Source organism: Flavobacterium sp. (assembly GCF_043778725.1).
Classification (GTDB): Bacteria; Bacteroidota; Bacteroidia; order Flavobacteriales; family Flavobacteriaceae; genus Flavobacterium.
In genome coordinates this window covers 1-18,200 of the sequence record NZ_JAYWFT010000009.1, presented here as the reverse complement: position 1 = coordinate 18,200, position 18,200 = coordinate 1, and the positions used below count along the sequence as shown (strand labels likewise).

The 18,200-nt window shown below is 32.3% G+C and carries 16 protein-coding genes; 10 read left to right on the top strand and 6 right to left on the bottom strand.

Annotated features, from left to right (window positions below):
• Positions 1-139 precede the first annotated feature (139 nt).
• The 5 genes from ACH2CG_RS01470 (at position 140) to ACH2CG_RS01450 (ending at position 7,115) form a co-directional block, all read left to right on the top strand.
• Positions 140-532 (top strand): DUF4279 domain-containing protein, encoded by a 393-nt coding sequence (locus tag ACH2CG_RS01470; protein WP_395061480.1) that lies wholly within the window; start codon positions 140-142, stop codon positions 530-532.
• 690 nt (positions 533-1,222) lie between these two features.
• Positions 1,223-1,636, top strand: a complete 414-nt coding sequence (locus ACH2CG_RS01465) for a glycine zipper family protein (RefSeq protein WP_395061478.1) — start codon at positions 1,223-1,225, stop codon at positions 1,634-1,636.
• 305 nt (positions 1,637-1,941) lie between these two features.
• Positions 1,942-4,329 (top strand): penicillin acylase family protein, encoded by a 2,388-nt coding sequence (locus ACH2CG_RS01460; RefSeq protein ID WP_395061482.1) that lies wholly within the window; start codon positions 1,942-1,944, stop codon positions 4,327-4,329.
• A gap of 228 nt (positions 4,330-4,557) precedes the next feature.
• Positions 4,558-5,871 (top strand): ammonium transporter, encoded by a 1,314-nt coding sequence (locus ACH2CG_RS01455; protein ID WP_395061476.1) that lies wholly within the window; start codon positions 4,558-4,560, stop codon positions 5,869-5,871.
• Between the two features lie 194 nt (positions 5,872-6,065).
• Positions 6,066-7,115 (top strand): outer membrane beta-barrel protein, encoded by a 1,050-nt coding sequence (locus ACH2CG_RS01450; RefSeq protein WP_395061474.1) that lies wholly within the window; start codon positions 6,066-6,068, stop codon positions 7,113-7,115.
• 70 nt (positions 7,116-7,185) lie between these two features.
• Here ACH2CG_RS01450 and ACH2CG_RS01445 read toward each other — a convergent pair whose 3' ends face one another.
• From ACH2CG_RS01445 to ACH2CG_RS01430, 4 genes are all read right to left on the bottom strand, one after another.
• Positions 7,186-8,724, bottom strand: coding sequence for a cryptochrome/photolyase family protein (locus tag ACH2CG_RS01445; RefSeq protein WP_395061472.1), 1,539 nt, complete (start codon positions 8,722-8,724; stop codon positions 7,186-7,188).
• Between the two features lie 114 nt (positions 8,725-8,838).
• Positions 8,839-10,131 carry a DASH family cryptochrome gene (locus ACH2CG_RS01440; RefSeq protein ID WP_395061470.1) on the bottom strand — a complete coding sequence of 431 codons (1,293 nt, stop codon included), beginning with the start codon at positions 10,129-10,131 and terminating at the stop codon, positions 8,839-8,841.
• A gap of 85 nt (positions 10,132-10,216) precedes the next feature.
• Complete coding sequence (locus tag ACH2CG_RS01435; protein ID WP_395061468.1) at positions 10,217-10,354, bottom strand: DUF2256 domain-containing protein; 138 nt, start codon at positions 10,352-10,354, stop codon at positions 10,217-10,219.
• A gap of 1 nt (position 10,355) precedes the next feature.
• Positions 10,356-10,991, bottom strand: a complete 636-nt coding sequence (locus ACH2CG_RS01430) for a flavin reductase family protein (RefSeq protein WP_395061466.1) — start codon at positions 10,989-10,991, stop codon at positions 10,356-10,358.
• 146 nt (positions 10,992-11,137) lie between these two features.
• Here ACH2CG_RS01430 and ACH2CG_RS01425 point away from each other — a divergent pair, with 146 nt between their 5' ends.
• Positions 11,138-12,481, top strand: coding sequence for an FAD-dependent oxidoreductase (locus tag ACH2CG_RS01425; protein WP_395061464.1), 1,344 nt, complete (start codon positions 11,138-11,140; stop codon positions 12,479-12,481).
• Positions 12,482-12,590: 109 nt separating this feature from the next.
• Here the strand turns inward: ACH2CG_RS01425 and ACH2CG_RS01420 are convergent, their stop codons facing one another.
• Both ACH2CG_RS01420 and ACH2CG_RS01415 read right to left on the bottom strand, forming a co-directional pair.
• On the bottom strand, positions 12,591-12,953 hold the full coding sequence (locus ACH2CG_RS01420) for a cupin domain-containing protein (protein WP_395061462.1): 363 nt from the start codon (positions 12,951-12,953) through the stop codon (positions 12,591-12,593).
• A gap of 65 nt (positions 12,954-13,018) precedes the next feature.
• Positions 13,019-14,530, bottom strand: a complete 1,512-nt coding sequence (locus ACH2CG_RS01415; RefSeq protein WP_395061460.1) for a helicase HerA-like domain-containing protein — start codon at positions 14,528-14,530, stop codon at positions 13,019-13,021.
• A 350-nt stretch (positions 14,531-14,880) separates the two neighbouring features.
• Between ACH2CG_RS01415 and ACH2CG_RS01410 the strand changes: the two genes are divergently transcribed.
• From ACH2CG_RS01410 to ACH2CG_RS01395, 4 genes are read left to right on the top strand one after another with little or no spacing between them, the layout of a single operon-like run.
• A complete protein-coding gene (locus ACH2CG_RS01410) occupies positions 14,881-15,696 on the top strand; it encodes a MotA/TolQ/ExbB proton channel family protein (RefSeq protein WP_395061458.1) in 816 nt (271 codons plus the stop codon).
• Positions 15,697-15,746: 50 nt separating this feature from the next.
• Positions 15,747-16,388 (top strand): ExbD/TolR family protein, encoded by a 642-nt coding sequence (locus tag ACH2CG_RS01405; protein WP_395061456.1) that lies wholly within the window; start codon positions 15,747-15,749, stop codon positions 16,386-16,388.
• Between the two features lie 46 nt (positions 16,389-16,434).
• The gene (locus tag ACH2CG_RS01400) at positions 16,435-17,013 is read left to right on the top strand and encodes an ExbD/TolR family protein (protein WP_395061454.1); all 579 of its coding nucleotides are present in this window, start codon (positions 16,435-16,437) and stop codon (positions 17,011-17,013) included.
• 6 nt (positions 17,014-17,019) lie between these two features.
• Positions 17,020-17,817 (top strand): energy transducer TonB, encoded by a 798-nt coding sequence (locus tag ACH2CG_RS01395; RefSeq protein ID WP_395061452.1) that lies wholly within the window; start codon positions 17,020-17,022, stop codon positions 17,815-17,817.
• Positions 17,818-18,200: the final 383 nt, after the last annotated feature.

The following is an 18,200-nucleotide window of genomic DNA, read 5'->3' as shown; positions in this document are numbered from 1 at the left end:
TTTTAAAAAAAGTTATCAATGTTCCGATTACAAATCCGTATTTTTGATTCAATTAATAACCTAAAAATGGTCAACGTATTTTAGGACATGACAAAAACCTAATAAGAAAAAGAAAATATAATTAAACCTAAATAAGAAAATGTACAACGACAATTATGAAACTTGTTCAAATACATATGTAACTTTGAGAATTTACTATGATAAAATGAATTCTGAAAAACTAACCGAATATTTAGAAATTGAACCAACGAGGTTTCAAAATAAAGGTGATTCAAAAACTAAAATTAACGGTTGGTTTTTATCATCTAAAGAAAACACAAACTCAAAAGATTGCAGAAGACACATAGATTATTTGGCAGATTTGTTAATTCCAATTAAATTTAAACTGAAAAACATAGTCAATGATGGAGGAAAAATAGATTTTAGTTGTTATTGGAAATCAAAAAATGGACAAGGTGGACCAACAATATCTAAGGAACAATTTTCTAAACTTGCAGAATTAGAAATAGAATTGTGGTTTGATATATATTGAAAAGAAAAAACCGAACCCCAAATAACGCGGATTTGCAATCCGTGCCCAAATAGTAAAAGAAGCAAACACAAACTACAACAATAAATCGTTTACAGTATATTTATTAAAGCCAGTCTTTAAATTACGTAACAGTCATAAAGCCTAGTAACTTTGGCAGACAACCAAAATCAAAGCAAACCCAAAAGAAAAACTAAATTAAAATAGATAAAAACCGAAAGTAATTTTCACAGAAGAGATAGAACAATACAAAACAATAAATAACCAAAACGTAAAATAAAAAAGAGACATCGAAACTCAATAATGACCGACCGATATTAAATACTGAACATTAGAAGCTTTACATTGACATATCGAAGCTAAATAATGATACTTAGATAGAAAAACATGCTTAGATGAAAAAGTATACTTAGATGAAAAAGTATACTCCGATATACAGAATAAAATGAATCTAAAGGGCAACCCAGATCAAGCGGAATTGCATTCCGTCCCCACAATATAAGTAAATTACAAGTCCAAAGCCATAAGATTTTAAGCAATCTAAAAAGCATAAGCCACAAAAAAATAATCTATCGTCAATCAACAAAATCCCACCAAACCCTAAATTCTGTAACAATTAAAAAAAATTTTATAACTGTTCTAACGGTTCAATAGTCTTTCTTTGTACCTTAAATAATTATAAAACTAAAAATCATGAAAAAAGTATATTTAATAATAGCGTCTTTGGCAATTATATCTTGTCAAAACCAATCAAAAATTGACGTTCAAAAAGCTAAACAAGCAAGCATCGACTCAATGAAAGTTGAAATTGAAAAGAAAAGAGTTATCGATTCAATGAATGTCGAAATAGCTAAAGTTGAAACTGAAAAACAAACCAAAGAAGTGGTTTATGTTAACCAAAACGGAAATGCAACAACAACTACCACAACAACCAAAAAGAAAAAATGGAGTGGAGCAGCTAAAGGTGCTGTAATTGGCGCTGGTGTTGGTGCTGTTACTGGAGCAATAATTAGCAAGAAAAAAGGTCAAGGTGCAATAATTGGTGGTTTGGCAGGTGCTGGCGTTGGTGCCGGAACTGGAGCTATTATTGACGATAGCAAGAAATAAAAAATAATGTTCTTAAATATAAAAAGCGTTTAAATTGTACTAAGCAATTTAAACGCTTTTTTTGTATGACAAGTAAACAAAGGCGCTAATTATAATTTAATTCGAGCGTCAGTTGGAGTGTTTTTATGGGATACTACCAATAATAAATATATGTGGAACCATTTTAACATAACGTTCCTTTATTCAAGAAGTATTTTTTTATAATCAATTCATCCGATGATAAAGAATCATTAAAAAATAATTACACTTAGTAAGTTTAATAAGTAAATAAATAAGTAGCTTTGAATTATCAATATAATTCCATGATGAAAATACTTAAAAAAAGCTTATTTATACTTTTTACATTTCTTATTCTTATTTCAATTTTAATTTTTGCATACACAAAATACAAGAAACCTATTTATGAAGGTGAAATTGCACTACAAAACATTAGTAAAAACACTACGGTTTACTTTGATGATTATGGTGTGCCACACATTTATGCTGAAACACAAAAAGATGCTATGACGGTTTTAGGTTATGTTCACGCACAAGATCGATTGTGGCAAATGGAGTTAATGCGCAGAATTGCACCCGGAAGATTATCAGAAATTTTTGGATCGAAAGCACTTAAAAATGACGCTTTTTTTGCAGGTGTTGGAATCGATGAAAACTCAGAAAAAGCCATTGCCCAATTAGATAAAAACTCCGAAGCTTATAAGTTAGCAACTGCTTACCTAGACGGAATTAATCAATTTATTGAAAACGGAAAAACACCTTTAGAGTTTGAATTGGTTGGTGTCAAAAAAGAAAAATACACCTTAAAAGACGTTTATAACATCTTTGGATTCATGTCTTTTAGTTTCGCGATGGCACAAAAAACCGATCCGTTGCTAACCGATATTCGTGATAAATTTGGAGCAGAATACCTTAAAGATTTCGGTATTGATGGTTCATTTGGGACAACAAAACTCAAAAACTACAAAGGCAAAACTAGCGATTATGCAGAGATTTCTAAATCGGTAGCCAGTTTATTAGACAATTCTCCAATTCCGCCATTCATTGGAAGCAACAGTTGGGTAATTGGCGCACAAAAAACCAAAAGTGGAAAAGTAATTTTTGCCAACGATCCACACATTGGTTTTTCGCAACCATGCACATGGTATGAAGCGCACATTGTTACGCCAGATTATGAAATTTATGGCTACTATTTGGCTGGAACCCCATTTCCGTTATTAGGTCATAACCGCGATTATGCCTATGGTTTAACGATGTTTGAAAACGACGATTTAGATTTGTTTCAAGAAGAAAATAATCCAAATAATGAAAGCCAATATAAAACAGTTGATGGTTATAAAAACTATACCATTCGCAAGAAAATTATCAAAGTAAAAGACAGCACATCGGTAACTTTAAACATAAAAGAATCCATTCACGGACCTATCATGAACGACTTGCTGACGACCGTAAAAACCAAAAAACCAATCGCAATGTCATGGATATACACGCAAGAGAAAAACCAAATTCTCGATGCAGTTTATTCCCTATGTCATTCCAAGAACATTGAAGGTTTCTATAAAAATGTGGAGTTAATTCATGCGCCAGGTTTGAATATTATGTACGGCGATGCCCAAAATAATATCGCTTGGATAACTTCTGGAAAATTATACAAATTAGATCCATCGGTCAATCCAAATTTTATTTTAAATGGCGCCAACGGAATTGATGATAAAAAAGAATTCCTTCCATTCTCTCAAAATCCATCAGCTATAAATCCATCTTGGAATTATGTTTATTCGGCAAACAATCAGCCAGAAGCTGTTGACGGATATTTGTATCCAGGATATTATTTGCCTAAAGACAGAGCCAAAAGAATAGACGGTTTGTTAGCTCCCAAAAACAATTGGACTTCAACTGATGTTCAAAAAATGATTGTCGATAATACTTCGTCAACTTCTGCTAATATTGTAACGAGTTTTTTATCTCAAATTGATGTAAATAAAGCAACTTCAAACGAAAAGAAAGCTTACGAAATTTTAGAAAAATGGTCTGGTTCTAATTCCGAAACGGATGTTGCGCCGACAATTTATAACAAGTTTATTTATCATTATTTAAAAAATACATTTCAAGATGAATTGGGCGAAGACGATTTTGCAGCATTACTTTCTACGCATATTTTAAAACAGATGATTGAACCACAAATTGCGAATGAAACCTCGGTTTGGTGGGATGATTATGCGACAAAAAATCACAAAGAAACGCGTAAAGAAATTTTATCAAAATCGTTTATTGAAGCCATCGCATCACCAGAAAAACAATTAGGAAACAATGTAAGTTCTTGGACATGGAACAAAGTGCACACACTAGAACACCAGCATCCATTGGGAAAAGTTGCTGCTTTGAGTGGTTATTTTAATGTTGGTCCAATGGAAGTTTCTGGTTCGAATGAAGTCATCAATAATTTGGCTTTTACTTTTTCTGATAAACCTGTTTATGAGGTAAAAGCTGGTCCATCAACAAGGAGAATCATAGATTTTTCGGATGTTGAGAATAGCGTTAGTATATTGCCAACTGGTCAATCTGGAGTTCCGTCAAGCAAACATTATGACGACCAGGCACAAATGTATGCGCAAGGGAAATTTAGAAAAATGAAAATGAATAAGCAAGAAATAATTAAAACATCAACGAAGCTACTTTTTATTCCGAAAAAGTAAATTAAAGCACTTTGTTTTTTAGAAACGCTATCGAAATTAATTTTTGATGGCTTTTTTTTTAGTTTTATAAATTAACATTTAATCAAAATTAACAATTAATTTACAATACCCTATAATTTTTAGGGGTTAAAACTGAAAATAACATAAAAATATAAAGTTAAGCGTATTTTTTTAAGGGTATATTGTGTAATATTTCTATTTTTAACAAAATTTTAAAACAAATACACAATGAGAAAAATTATTTTAAGCGTGATATTAGTCACAATCCTAGTACTTTCTTTTTTTTCAAATTACTTCCTAACCGCTAATCCAGTTCCGGCAGAAGCAGTAAAATTCGATACTGGAGATACTGCTTGGATGATTGTTGCATGCGCTTTGGTATTGCTGATGACGCCAGGTTTAGCTTTATTTTATGGCGGAATGGTTGGAAAAAAGAACGTTATCAGCACAATGCTACAAAGTTTTATGGCAATGGTAATCGTTACAGTTTTATGGGTTGTTATCGCCTTCGGATTGTCTTTTGGGCCTTCAATTGGAGGCGTTATTGGAAATCCGTTACCAAATATTTTCTTTCAAGGAGTAGGAACAAATACCGCTTGGAGTTTAGCACCAACAATTCCTTTTTTATTGTTTGCATTGTTTCAAGCTAAATTTGCAATTATTACTCCAGCATTAATTACTGGTGCCTTTGCAGAACGTATTCGTTTTTGGGCTTATTTGTTGTTTATGGTTTTATTTATTTTGTTAGTTTACGCACCACTTGCTCACAGCACTTGGCATCCAGATGGGATTTTATTTAAATTAGGGGTTTTAGATTTTGCTGGTGGAACTGTAGTTCACATGAGTGCTGGTTGGGCTGCATTGGCTGGAGCAATATTTTTAGGAAAACGTAAAATTCAAAAAGTAAATCCTGCTCGTATTACTTATGTATTGTTAGGTACAGGTTTGCTATGGTTTGGTTGGTTTGGTTTTAACGCTGGTTCTGCAATGGGAGCAAACGGTTTAGCCGTGCAAGCTTTAGGAACAACAACTGTTGCTGCTGCTGCTGCTGCTTTGGCTTGGGTGTTTTTAGATAAAATATTAGGACACAAACTCTCTGCAATGGGCGCATGTATTGGTGCGGTTGTAGGTTTAGTTGCAATTACGCCTGCTGCAGGTTATGTAAGTATTCCTCATGCAATTTTTATAGGTCTTTTTAGTAGTATCGTTAGTAATCTTGTGGTTAGTAAATTTCCAAAAGGTAAAATTGATGATGCATTGGATGTTTTTGCTTGTCATGGTGTTGGTGGAATGACAGGAATGTTGTTAACAGGAGTTTTTGCTTCTAAAGCTTCCAACTCGGCATTGGTAGATCAAGGTTTAGTTTTTGGTGAAACAACTTTGTTTTTTAATCAAGTTATAGCCTTAGTTGGTGTATCTGTTTTTGCTTTTACAGTTTCATACTTTTTATTCTTTATTGTAAATAAAATTACTCCTTTAAGAGTTAGCGAAGACAAAGAAGAATTAGGACTTGATATCACACAACATGGTGAATTTTTATAGTTAATCCTTTTAGAAGTAATTAGTTAACTTCACAATTTTATTGAAATATACAACTGCTCTCAATTCTCTTTGAGAATGTGGGCAGTTTTTTTTTGACCATTTTTAACGGATGCAAAACAGTGTTTTTTTCAATAATTCAGATCAGTTTTTTTTGCATACAGTTCAATTTATACATTAATTAAAATTAGAAAAAAATGAAAAAAATTATCCTTATTAAAATTGCTTACTCAGTAGTATTTATCATGGCTTCAATTCCATCAATTTATGCTCAAGATACCATTCCAAAAACAATTTTTGCTGGTTCGGCAGATTTATATTATAAATATGATTTTGCTAATGCAGATAACGGAAAAACAAGTTTTACTAATTCTCACGATTCTTTCGAATTGGGAATGGCATCAATTGAAGCATCTCATAAATTCGGAAAAGCAGCTGTTTTTGCCGATTTAGGTTTCGGAAACAGAGCTGCGCAATTTAGTTATAACGATGGTAATACAACGTTCTTCATCAAACAATTGAATGTTACCTATGAATTTACTCCAAAATTTAAAATAATTGCAGGAAGTTTTGCAACACATATTGGCTACGAATTGGTTGATGCTGTTGATAATAAAAATTACAGTATGTCATATGCATTTTCATATGGACCATTTTTTAATACTGGTGTAAAAGCACAATATACGGTTGGTAAAATGAGTTATATGATAGGAATTACTAATGCTACCGATTTTAAAACTGCCGCAGAAGCTGGTTCAAAACAAAAAACATTTATTGGTCAAATAGCTTATGCTGGTGCTAAAACCTCGCTTTACTTTAACCTTTCTTCAGGAAGTAGTAATCCTTCATCTTCATTGAATAAAACACAGTTTGATTTTGTTGCCACAAATAAAGTTAATACCAAACTTACTCTAGGTTTTAACGGAACTTATTCTTTAGTTTCGGATGATTTTGATAGTTCAATTGATGGCGAATGGTTTGCTGCGGTTGGTTATTTAAATTATGCATTTCAGAAAAAATGGAGCTTAGCTTATCGCTTAGAATATTTCGATGATAAAGATGGAGTAGTAGCTTTTGCTGGTGGTGCAAACGTAATTGGTAATACACTATCACTGAATTTTAAAGAAGGAAATTTTACTTTCATTCCAGAAATTAGAGTTGATAGCGCATCGGAAGATATTTTTACAAGTGGAACTCCAACAGGATTAAATTCTTATGTTTTAGTAGCCACAACATATACCTTTTAATAGTTATTTTGTTTTATAGTAGTTTTATTTGTTAGTGAAACCTGTTTGTTTGTTCAAACGGGTTTTTCTATTAATAATTATCCAAATTGTCAATAATTTCATTGGCTTTAACCTTAATTTTATACAATTCTTCAGGATCCATTTTCTTTAACATGTTCATCATCATTGCCATGCGTTGGTTTTTTGCAAAATACTCTTTCTTTTCATCAAGAAAATTCCAATATAAAGTATTGAAAGGGCATGCTTTTTCGCCAAATTTATCTTTAACAGAATAATGACAGCTGGTGCAATAATTACTCATTTTATTGATGTAACTTCCAGAGGAAACATACGGTTTCGTAGCCAAAATTCCACCATCGGCATATTGGCTCATTCCTCTAGTATTAGGCAATTCCACCCATTCGATAGCATCAATATAAACGCCAAGATACCAAGTGTCAACTTCATCTGGATGCATTTGTGTAAGCAACGAAAAATTACCAATAATCATCAAACGCTGAATGTGATGCGCGTAAGCTTCCTCCAAACTTTGCGAAATTGCCTTTTGCATGCAATTCATTTTGGTATTTCCTGTCCAATAAAAATCGGGAAGTTTATTGTGGTTTTCCAAAGCATTCATTTTAGAATAATTGGGCATTTCTTTCCAATAAATTCCTCTCACATATTCACGCCAACCCAAAATTTGACGCACAAATCCTTCAACTTGAGAAATGGTAATGTCGTCTTCATGTTCAAAATAATAATCTACAACGGTATCTACAACTTCTTTTGGCGAAAGCATTTTGGTATTCATAGCAAACGACAATCGCGAATGAAAAAGAAATTTTTCGTCATTGTGCGAAGCGTCTTCATAATCGCCAAAATGTTTTAAAAGACTATTACAGAAATACTGTAATTGCTCTAAACATTCTTCTCGAGAAGTTGGCCAAACAAAGTTTTTTTCGTCAATTTTACCAAAAGTTTTTACTTCAGATTTTTCAATTTGGATAAGTAAATCAGTTACATTTTTTGTGAATATTTTAGCATCCGGAATAGGAACTTGACCTTTGTATTTCAATCGGTTGTCGTGATCAAAATTCCACTGATTGCCTACAGGAGTTTCGCCTCGCATTAAAACATCGTGTTTTTTACGCATCATGCGATAGAAATTTTCCATCAAAAGCATTTTCTTTCCATCAAAAAAATCTTTTAATTCTAATCTTGAAGTATAAAAATGTTCAGAATCATAAACTTCCGATGCTATTTTTAGCTTTTCGCAAATAGCTTTCAGTTGTTCGTCCAATCGATATTCATCTGGCAATTGGTATTCAAATTTTGCTATTTCGTGCTTTTCAATAATTTGAGAAATCAGTTTTTCTAAATCATGCGGATTATTTTCATCTGAAATTTCAAAATAAATAACATTATGATTTTTAGCCTTTAAATCGGACGAAAAATTTCGCATTGACAGAAAAAATGCCACAACTTTCTGAATATGATGTTTTACATAATCGGTTTCTTGACGCAGTTCCGCCATAAGATAAAACACATTTTCATCTGTATTTGAAAACCAAGAATGATTTATATTTAATTGATCGCCAAGGATTAGTCGAAGTGTTTTAAAAGCCATTTATTTTAATTATTTGTAATTCTTTCTTTGTGAGAATAATAAGTTCGATTAAAAATACGTGTAATTTTCCACCCAATAAATTCGTGAAAATTCGTGCAATTCGCGTAAAAAAAACTAAAACAAATCCGGATTCAACCAAAGTTTCTGAAATTTTCCATCGCCATCATACATTTCTGCCTGACGCTTTATATTAAATTTTCTATCGCGCGGATCGTTTCCAACTCCAGCATTGTACATCCAATTTCCAAAATTAGAATGCACATCATAATCTATTAAAATACTTTCGAAATATGCTGCGGCAACGCGCCAATCTTGTTCCCATTCTTTCGCCCAATAACTCGCCACGTTTTGTCGGCCACGATTACTCATAAAACCTGTGCGTTGCAATTCAATCATGTTGGCGTTTACAAATGGTTCGCGAGTATTTCCATTAATCCATTGGCGAAGTGCTTTATCATTGAATTTCCACTCGTATTCTTTACCTAAAATTCCGTCTAATTTAAAAATTTTATCACCGTGTTTTAGTGAAATGTATTTGAAATAATCGCGCCAAATTAGTTCGAAAACCAACCAGTACGTATCTTCATTTTTACAAATTTCACGTTCATAATTTTGAATTTCCCAATAAATAGTTCGCGCCGAAATACTTCCATTTGCCAACCAAGCCGATAGTTTGGAACTGTAACTTTCGCCAATCAATCCGTTTCTGGTTTTCTTGTATTCGGATAAGTTTTCGGTTTCAAAAAAATAATTTTCGATGCGTTTCAAAGCCGAAGTTTCGCCACCACGAAAAGGAAAAGCCGAATTTTTATCTAATTTAAAGGATTCCAATCCCAAATCTTCCAAACTCGGAATCACATTGGAGGTTTCAATTAAATTATCTGATGATTTTGCATTGATTTCAACACAAGGACGAATTTTACTTTCCTTTTCGCATTTCTTTCTAAATTCGGTAAAAACTTCTGGAATTTTAGCAAACTCTTGATATGGAATGTCATCTGGATGAAACAAAAATTGATCGTAAACTTCTATAAATTCTAAATCTGGATTGTGATTTTTCACAGCCAAATTGACTTTAACTTCATCCTTTGTCCATTCTTTTTGAAGAAACACTTTAGAAATTTCATGATCAGAAATTAATTTCGGTAAAACATTTTCTGGTAAATCATGAAAAATTAAAAGCGAAATATTTTTTGCTGCCAAATTGTTTTTCAAATCTCTAAGCGTTTCCAAAAGGAATTTTGCTCTAAATTTCTCCGTTTTTTTAAAACCATATTTATTAGTTTCAAAATTTCTTGGATCGAGAAAATAAACACCAATTACTTTTCCAGATTTTCTGCAAGCCTGAAAAAGTGAATTATTATCTTGAACTCGTAAATCGTTTCTAAACCAAACTAGATTATTCATATTTTTTTATGCCTCAAAGTCTATAAAACTCTAAGTTTTTTAAATTTATTTTTAAACCTGAACACTAAGAATTAATAACTGAAAACTAACTCTTACTTCTCCTGCATTTTTCGCTGCAATACTTAACTTCATCCCAGTTTTTCTCCCATTTTTTGCGCCAATCGAAGGGCAAACCGCAAGTGACGCATATTTTGCTAGGTAGATTTACTTTTTTATGCGCCATTTTATAATGATGATTTTGTTGGTTTATCCGCTCTTGCATATTCAAATCGGTTTACTAAAACAGGAAGTGCATAACCATCAAGTCCGTTAATTGTTACTACTTTTGCCTTGTCAAGTTGCAACCAATTGTCTTTGTGAAGCAAATCTTCATTAAAAAATAAGTTTTCTACTGATGCAATTATATGTACCGTATCATTTTCTATAATGTGGTATTCATTAATGTATTTGCACAACAATTGCACTGGACTATTTTTTACAAACGGAATTTCAATATCGGTTTTATATTCTTCTTCCAAATTGGTTTTGTCAAATTCAGAAATATCCGAATCATAATTTGCAGAAGTATGATGTGCGTCTTCAATCATATTTTCGGTGATATGATTTATAGTGAAATAGCCGTTTTCCTTTATATTTGTGTAAGTATCACGTTTCACAGAAAGTGGTCGCGTTATAAAACTAACCATCGGCGGATTGCTTCCAATGTGTGTTACGCTACTAAAAACTGCTACATTAGAAATTCCTAAATTTGATTTTGTAACAATTAGGTTTGCCGATTTATAGCCAGTGCAAGAATTAATTAGATTTAAACGTCTAATTTTATCCATTTGATTGATTTCGTCTTTAGTGAAATTTTTCATAGTCTAATTTTCATCAAAGATATAAAATGTTTAACTATTTTCTATAAAGATTAAACAAAAAATAATTCAATTTGAATTTATATCTATTAATTTATCCAATCTCTGTTTAAAATCAATAAATTTGCAAAACCGCTTATAAAAAATAAATGCAAACGCCTCAAAAAATTGCTGTTGTTGGATCTGGATTAGTTGGAACTTTATTAGCAATATATCTTAAAAAATTAGGTCACACTGTTCATGTTTTCGATAGAAGTGAAGACATTAGAACGGTTCAATTTTCTGGTCGTTCTATCAATTTAGTAATGTCGAATCGAGGTTGGAAAACGCTTGAAGATATTGGTCTTGAAGACGAAATTAGAAAAATTGGAATTCCAGTTGACAAACGCGGAATTCACTTGCAAGACGGAACCTTTGTTGCCCAAAATTACGGTAAAGATGGTGATGCCATTTTCTCGCTTTCTCGTGGCGTTTTAAACCGAAGAATGATTGATTTGGCAGAAGATGCTGGTGTAGAATTTTTCTTTGAGCAACGTATTTGGGACATTTCCTTAGCCACTGCAACCTTGCACATTGGCGAAACCGAACGAGGCGAATGGACCGATTTAAAATACGATAAAGTTTTTGGTGCCGATGGTGCTTTTTCAAGAATTAGACATAGAATGCAACGCCAATCGATGTTTGATTATTCGCAGGAATTCATGAAAATTGGATACAAAGAATTAAATATTCCAGCTAATGCAGATGGAAGTCATAAAATTGATAAAAATTCTTTACATATTTGGCCAAGAGGAAATTTTATGTTGATGGGATTGTCCAATCTTGATGGGAGTTTTACCTGTACTTTGTTTATGCCATTCGTAGGTGAAAATTCGTTTGAAAAAATAAAAACCGAAACCGAATTGGCACAATTCTTCGAGAAATTTTTCCCTGATACTAAAGAAATAATTCCCGATTTGATTGAAGATTATTTTAAAAATCCAACCAGTTATTTGGTAAAAATGAAATGCTATCCTTGGACTTTTGAAGATAAAATTGCCCTAATTGGCGATTCTGCTCATGCTATTGTTCCTTTTTACGGACAAGGAATGAATGCCGGATTTGAAGATATCACCATATTAAATGAGATGATTTCTAAATATGGTGACGATTGGGAAACGATTTTCAAGGAATACGAAATTTCACGAAAACCCAATGCCGATGCAATTGCCGAACTTGCCGAAAGGAATTTTATGGAAATGAGTTCTAAAACTGCCGACGCCAATTTCCTACTTCAAAAGAAAATTGAAAAGTGGTTTTCAGACAAACATCCAGATAAATGGATGCCACTTTACAGTCGTGTAACTTTTAGTTTGCAACCTTATTCTGAGGCATTAGCGATTGGTGATTTCCAAAATAAAATTATGGAAGAAGTCATGCAAATGGAAAATATCGAAGGTCAATGGAATAGTGTAGAGGTTGAAAATTTGATTTTGGAAAAGCTGAAAGTGTAATAATTCAAAAATCAATTTCAAAAGTCAATAGCAAAAATCAACTTCAAAAATCAATTTAAAAAATAGTTTTTATTTGATTTTTGAAGTTGATTTTTGAGATTGAAATTGATTATTCTTCGCGATGCACTTTTTCAAAATCAAATGCCGGCGTACAAATTGCAATATATTCGCACGATTCTTCAAACGGATTTGAATATTGAACTCGAGTATTGGCTTCAATTTTTATAGATTGTCCAGCTTCTAAAACAATAATTTGATCTTCAATTATAAATTGCTTTTTGCCTGAAATAATATAAGTATACTCTCCAAATTCTGGTGTTTGAAATGGTTCGCTCCATTTTGGTGGCGCAATCATGTGTGCAATCGAAATGTCTTTATTTCCTGTGGTAGGAATACCGTGATGTTCTTCAATTAGTTTTCCGTCTGTTGTTGGAACTACGTACGGCGTTTTTTGTATTAGATATTTTTTCATTTTGTATTGAAATAATTCTTTACTATTTATATGCGATTCAAATGATTTTTGGTGTTGAAATTGACTTACTTTTTAAAGATTTTCATCAAAATTCCAAAAACACCTCGAATAAAACTTGCACTTGTAACTACTTTCGTAACCGATTTTCCAATGACTTCAGCAGTACTTGGTTCGCTGCTCTTTCTTGGTTTTTCTTCTTCTTGTTCTTCGGCTTGCGCGACAGCTTCTTCAATTTTTTTATTCAGCAATTCGTAGGCACTTTCTCTATCAATTTCTTCTTGATATTTTTTTACAAGTTTCGATTTATTGTTGATTTCTTCAATTTCGTTGCTTTCTAAAATATCCATTCTACTTTGTGGTGCGCGAAGCATGGTTGCTGCTAATGGCGTAGGAATTCCTTTTTCGTTTAAAGCAGTTACAAAAGCTTCTCCAATTCCCAACGAGGTTAGAACTTCATCTGTTTTGTAATAATCAGATGTTGGATAATTGTCGGCCGTTTGTTTAATTGCCTGTCTATCATTTGCTGTAAAAGCTCGCAAAGCATGTTGAATTTTTAAACCCAATTGTGCCAAAACACCTTTAGGAATATCCATCGGATTTTGAGTTACGAAATAAACGCCAACACCTTTCGAACGAATTAATTTTATAATAGTTTCTATTTGATCCAATAATGCATCGCTAGCTTCATTAAAAATTAAATGGGCTTCGTCAATAAATAAAACCAATTCGGGTTGTTCTACATCACCTTTTTCTGGCATTTGATGGTAAATTTCAGCTAACAAACTCAGCATAAATGTCGAAAATAATTTGGGTTTGTCTTGAATGTCCGTTAAACGTAATATATTAATGTATCCTTTTCCGTTTTCATCAATGCGCATTAAATCATCAATTTCGAATGATTTTTCACCAAAAAAGAAATCGCCACCTTGTTGTTCTAGTTCAATAATTTTCCTCAAAATGGTTCCGGTTGTAGCCGTTGAAATCTTTCCGTATTCTTCCGATATATCGTCTTTTCCTTCTTCGGTTATATAATTAAGGACTTTTTTAATGTCTTTTAAGTCCAATAAAGGCATTTTTTTATCGTCACAATATTTAAAAATTACCGAAACAACTCCAGATTGTGTATCGTTCAAATCCAATATTCTTGAAAATAAAACAGGACCAAATTCAGAAACTGTAGCTCTCAAACGAACGCCATCTTGAGCAGAAAGCGTCATTAATTCCACCGGAAATGCCGACGTTGTGTAAGGAATATTTATTTTTTCGTGACGTTCCGTTATAAAAGCCTTTTCTTCACCAGGTTTTGCAATTCCAGAGAAATCACCTTTTATATCCATCATCAATACTGGAATTCCAAACGATGATAATTGTTCAGACAGTACTTGAATGGTTTTTGTTTTTCCAGTTCCAGTCGCTCCAGCAATTAATCCGTGGCGGTTTAAAGTCTTTAGCGGAATTTTTACTTGCGCTTCCGATACAGGTTGACCTTCTAGAATTGCTGCTCCAAGAAGCAAACTTTCACCTTTAGAAGTATAGCCTGAGTTTATATGTTGGATGAAATTTTCTTTTGTATTCATATTAGTTCAATTAAAAACATAATTTTTTATAATCTAGCGCAAGATAATACTTTTTTAAAAATAATTATAATGGGAAAAATCAAGTTAAAAAAAGCATAAATGTAAAATTTGAGTTATTTTTTTATCGAATTGTTATACAATAAATCACTTTTTTGCGTTGTTATACATAATTACGTCATTACAGCATATTGATAATGTCATAGTTAAAAACACGAAATCGATTTCGTAAGTACGCCTGAATTAAAAGTAGAAAAAAGTTTTTTTATTTCAACTAAAAAATTAAATTTGCTCCTATTCAAGTTTATTACAACTAAAACTTTAAATTATTAAAAACTATTAAATTTTAAAAAATGGCAAACGTTAAAAAAGAAAACGGTTCGAATGGTGGAGGAATGATCACCGGTATTATTATTGTAGCATGTATTATTATTGGAAGCCTTGTTTGGAAGTTTCTTATGGGTGCAGCATCCAATTTTGAAAATGGAGATCCAGAAAAAGGGCATCCGTTAAATACATTAGGAATGGTTTACAAAGGAGGATTTATTGTTCCTGTACTTTTGGGAATGTTATTAATGGTAATTGTTTTTTCATTCGAAAGATTTTTTGTGATTTCTAAAGCAGCAGGGAAAAATAATTTAGATGGATTTATGAAAAAAATTCAATCTAAAATTGCTTCTGGAAGTATTGAAGACGCGATTGATGATTGTGATAAACAACAAGGATCAGTAGCTAATGCAATAAAATCTGCTTTGGTAAAATATCAAGATGTTAAGAAAGAAGGATTTAATAGCGAAGAAGCGTCAGAAATGATTCACAAAGAAATAGAAGAAGCTACTACACTAGAAATGCCAATGTTAGAGAAGCACATGACTATTCTTTCTACATTAGTTTCTTTAGGGACTTTAGGAGGATTGTTAGGTACAGTGTCTGGTATGATTAAAGCGTTTGGAGCGTTAGCTAGTGCAGGAACTCCTGATCAAGCAGCACTTGCAACAGGTATTTCTGAAGCACTTATTAACACTGCAACAGGTATTGCAACTTCGGCATTAGCAATTGTAATGTACAATTTCTTTAATTCTAAAATTGATACATTAACGTATTCTATTGATGAAGCAGGAACTGCAATCGTAAATACTTACAGAAGATTAAGAGGAAGTTTAAAATAATAATTTTTTTATCATTGATTACCAATGCTAAAAAATAATAAAAAAAATAGATGGCAAAAATAAAAATGTCAAAAAATGCTGCGTCTATAGACATGACAGCAATGTGTGATGTCGCTTTCCTTTTGCTTACGTTCTTTATTTTGACCGCTACAGCAAAACAGCCTGAGGCATTGCCAGTAGAAACTCCTGCATCTACAGTACAAACTAAGTTGCCAGAAACGGGTTTAATCACGTTGACAATTGGTAAAGATGCAGATAAAAATAAAGTCTTTTTAGGGATAAAAGATAGAGATCTTCGTGCAGCGACTTTAGGGTTAATGGCAGATAAATATCAAATGAAATTTTCTGATGATGAAACTGCTAAATTTGGACTTATTGACGAGTTTGGAGTGCCAATACAAGATTTGAAAAGAATTATTGTAATGAGTAATTCAGACAGAAATAAATCGGGTGTGCAAGCTGGAATTCCACTAGACTCATTAGATAATCAATTGAAAGATTGGATTTATACAGCTAGACAAGCTAACTCAGAATTAGACCAAGCAGATAGTAGAGGCGAATTGAAGTTCGCTATAAAAGGTGATGCTAAGCAAGAGTATCCAAGAATCAGAAAAATTATGGATATCTTACAAGATCAAGATATAAATAATTTTAGTTTAGTTACTGGTTTACGAGCCAAGCCCAAAAATTAGTAACTCACAATTCAGAAAAATTATAAAATTTTAAAAAATATTCAAAATGGCTGAATTAAATACCGGCGACGGTGGAGGTAAAAAAGGCGGTAAAGTAAGAAGTAAAAAGCAAAACTCTAAAGTAGATTTAACTGCTATGGTAGATTTGGCCTTCTTATTGATTACTTTCTTTATGTTAACTACATCGTTATCAAAACCACAGTCTATGAGCTTGGCTATGCCAGCAAAAGATAAACCAAACGATCCTGTTCCGCCTAAGCCGTTACCTGTTGATCAAAGAAGAACAGTAACTTTAATTTTAGGTGAGAATAATAAAATTAAATGGTATCATGGATTATTGGATGCTCCAGAAGTTGGAGGAAAGCCACAGGATGCAGGTTATGGTAAAGATGGAATAAGAAAGGTTTTGTTAGATAAAGTAAAATCAGTTCCTTTAGTAACAGGAGATCCAAAAAAAGGATTAATTGTAATTATAAAGCCAACTAAAAAATCTAATTATAGAAATTTAGTTGATGTCTTAGACGAAATGGCTATTTGCGATGTAAAAGTTTATGCAATAGTTAACGACTTTTCTCCAGAAGAAAAGATATTAGAAAACGAAATGTCTACTAACAAAGTAAATTAAATTAAGATGAAATTAGACCTATTAAATGGTAAATGGTTAGACATCGTTTTTGAAGGACGAAACAAAATTTATGGTGCCTACGATTTGCGTAAGAATAATACCAAAACCAATGTACGTGCTTTATTAATTGGTGCTTTTATTTTTTCACTTGCTATAGCTACACCTTTATTGATTAGTTTAATTCCTGATTCGTCAGATGATCAAACATTAAATCAGACTATTACGACGGTGAAGTTACCACCAAAAACGGAACAGCCTAAGGAAGATTTAAAACCACCACCACCACCACCACCAAAACAAGACGTAGTAAAGTTTGTTAAACCAGTGGTTGCTAAAACTGAAGATGTAAGAGAAGATCCGCCACCAGTTGAAAAGTTGGAAAATAAAAATCTTGGTAAAGAAGATATAAAAGGTGATCCTAATGCTGATTTAGATCCGGGACCAATTGGTGATGGACCAAAAGCACCAGAAGTTACAGAGGATAATAATATTTATAATTCTGCTGGTATTGAAGTAAAACCAGAATTCCCAGGCGGAATGACCAAGTTTTACGGATTTATTCAAAAAAATTATACAGCTCCAGACGAACCAGGACTTAAAGGTCAGGTGTTTGTATCTTTTGTTGTAGAAAAAGATGGAACTTTAACCGATATTAAAGTCTTAAGAGACATTGGTTATGGAACAGGAAAAGAAGCAGAAAGAGTATTGAGAAAATCTCCAAGATGGACTCCAGCCGAACAAAATGGAAAAAAAGTGAGATGTTCTTACCAAATTCCTATTAAGATTGAAACTCCTGAAGAGTAATGCTTAAAAGATTTATTTTAAATTATAAGAAGAAATCGCTTAAAGAGCGATTTCTTCTATTTATAGGAATTTTGTTTTTTTTGATTTATTTAACATTTGGATTAGTTATCATTTTTTGGGATAAATTTCCTTATAAAATGCCTTTAATGTATAGAATTGCTTTTGGAATTTTACTTATTGTATATTCCTTTTTTAGGTTTTTCCGTTATTTTAATACCAATAATGAAAATGAATAAAAAGTTTAAAGTGTTGCTAATGTTTTCAATTCTTATTTTGGTTGTTGCTTATTCTTGCAATAAAAAAAATGAGGAACCCAATTCTGATACTATTCTTGAAGGTAAAACAGAGGTATTAGTTGATGAAACGTTATTGCCTATTGTTGA

Coding starts and splice junctions, on each gene's coding strand:
- ACH2CG_RS01465 (WP_395061478.1), top strand. CDS start 1,223: ATGAAAAAAGTATATTTAATAATAGCGTCTTTGGCAATTATATCTTGT.
- ACH2CG_RS01430 (WP_395061466.1), bottom strand. CDS start 10,991: ATGAAAAATTTCACTAAAGACGAAATCAATCAAATGGATAAAATTAGA.
- ACH2CG_RS01440 (WP_395061470.1), bottom strand. CDS start 10,131: ATGAATAATCTAGTTTGGTTTAGAAACGATTTACGAGTTCAAGATAAT.
- ACH2CG_RS01420 (WP_395061462.1), bottom strand. CDS start 12,953: ATGAAAAAATATCTAATACAAAAAACGCCGTACGTAGTTCCAACAACA.
- ACH2CG_RS01460 (WP_395061482.1), top strand. CDS start 1,942: ATGAAAATACTTAAAAAAAGCTTATTTATACTTTTTACATTTCTTATT.
- ACH2CG_RS01445 (WP_395061472.1), bottom strand. CDS start 8,724: ATGGCTTTTAAAACACTTCGACTAATCCTTGGCGATCAATTAAATATA.
- ACH2CG_RS01415 (WP_395061460.1), bottom strand. CDS start 14,530: ATGAATACAAAAGAAAATTTCATCCAACATATAAACTCAGGCTATACT.
- ACH2CG_RS01450 (WP_395061474.1), top strand. CDS start 6,066: ATGAAAAAAATTATCCTTATTAAAATTGCTTACTCAGTAGTATTTATC.
- ACH2CG_RS01395 (WP_395061452.1), top strand. CDS start 17,020: ATGAAATTAGACCTATTAAATGGTAAATGGTTAGACATCGTTTTTGAA.
- ACH2CG_RS01425 (WP_395061464.1), top strand. CDS start 11,138: ATGCAAACGCCTCAAAAAATTGCTGTTGTTGGATCTGGATTAGTTGGA.
- ACH2CG_RS01410 (WP_395061458.1), top strand. CDS start 14,881: ATGGCAAACGTTAAAAAAGAAAACGGTTCGAATGGTGGAGGAATGATC.
- ACH2CG_RS01405 (WP_395061456.1), top strand. CDS start 15,747: ATGGCAAAAATAAAAATGTCAAAAAATGCTGCGTCTATAGACATGACA.
- ACH2CG_RS01470 (WP_395061480.1), top strand. CDS start 140: ATGTACAACGACAATTATGAAACTTGTTCAAATACATATGTAACTTTG.
- ACH2CG_RS01435 (WP_395061468.1), bottom strand. CDS start 10,354: ATGGCGCATAAAAAAGTAAATCTACCTAGCAAAATATGCGTCACTTGC.
- ACH2CG_RS01400 (WP_395061454.1), top strand. CDS start 16,435: ATGGCTGAATTAAATACCGGCGACGGTGGAGGTAAAAAAGGCGGTAAA.
- ACH2CG_RS01455 (WP_395061476.1), top strand. CDS start 4,558: ATGAGAAAAATTATTTTAAGCGTGATATTAGTCACAATCCTAGTACTT.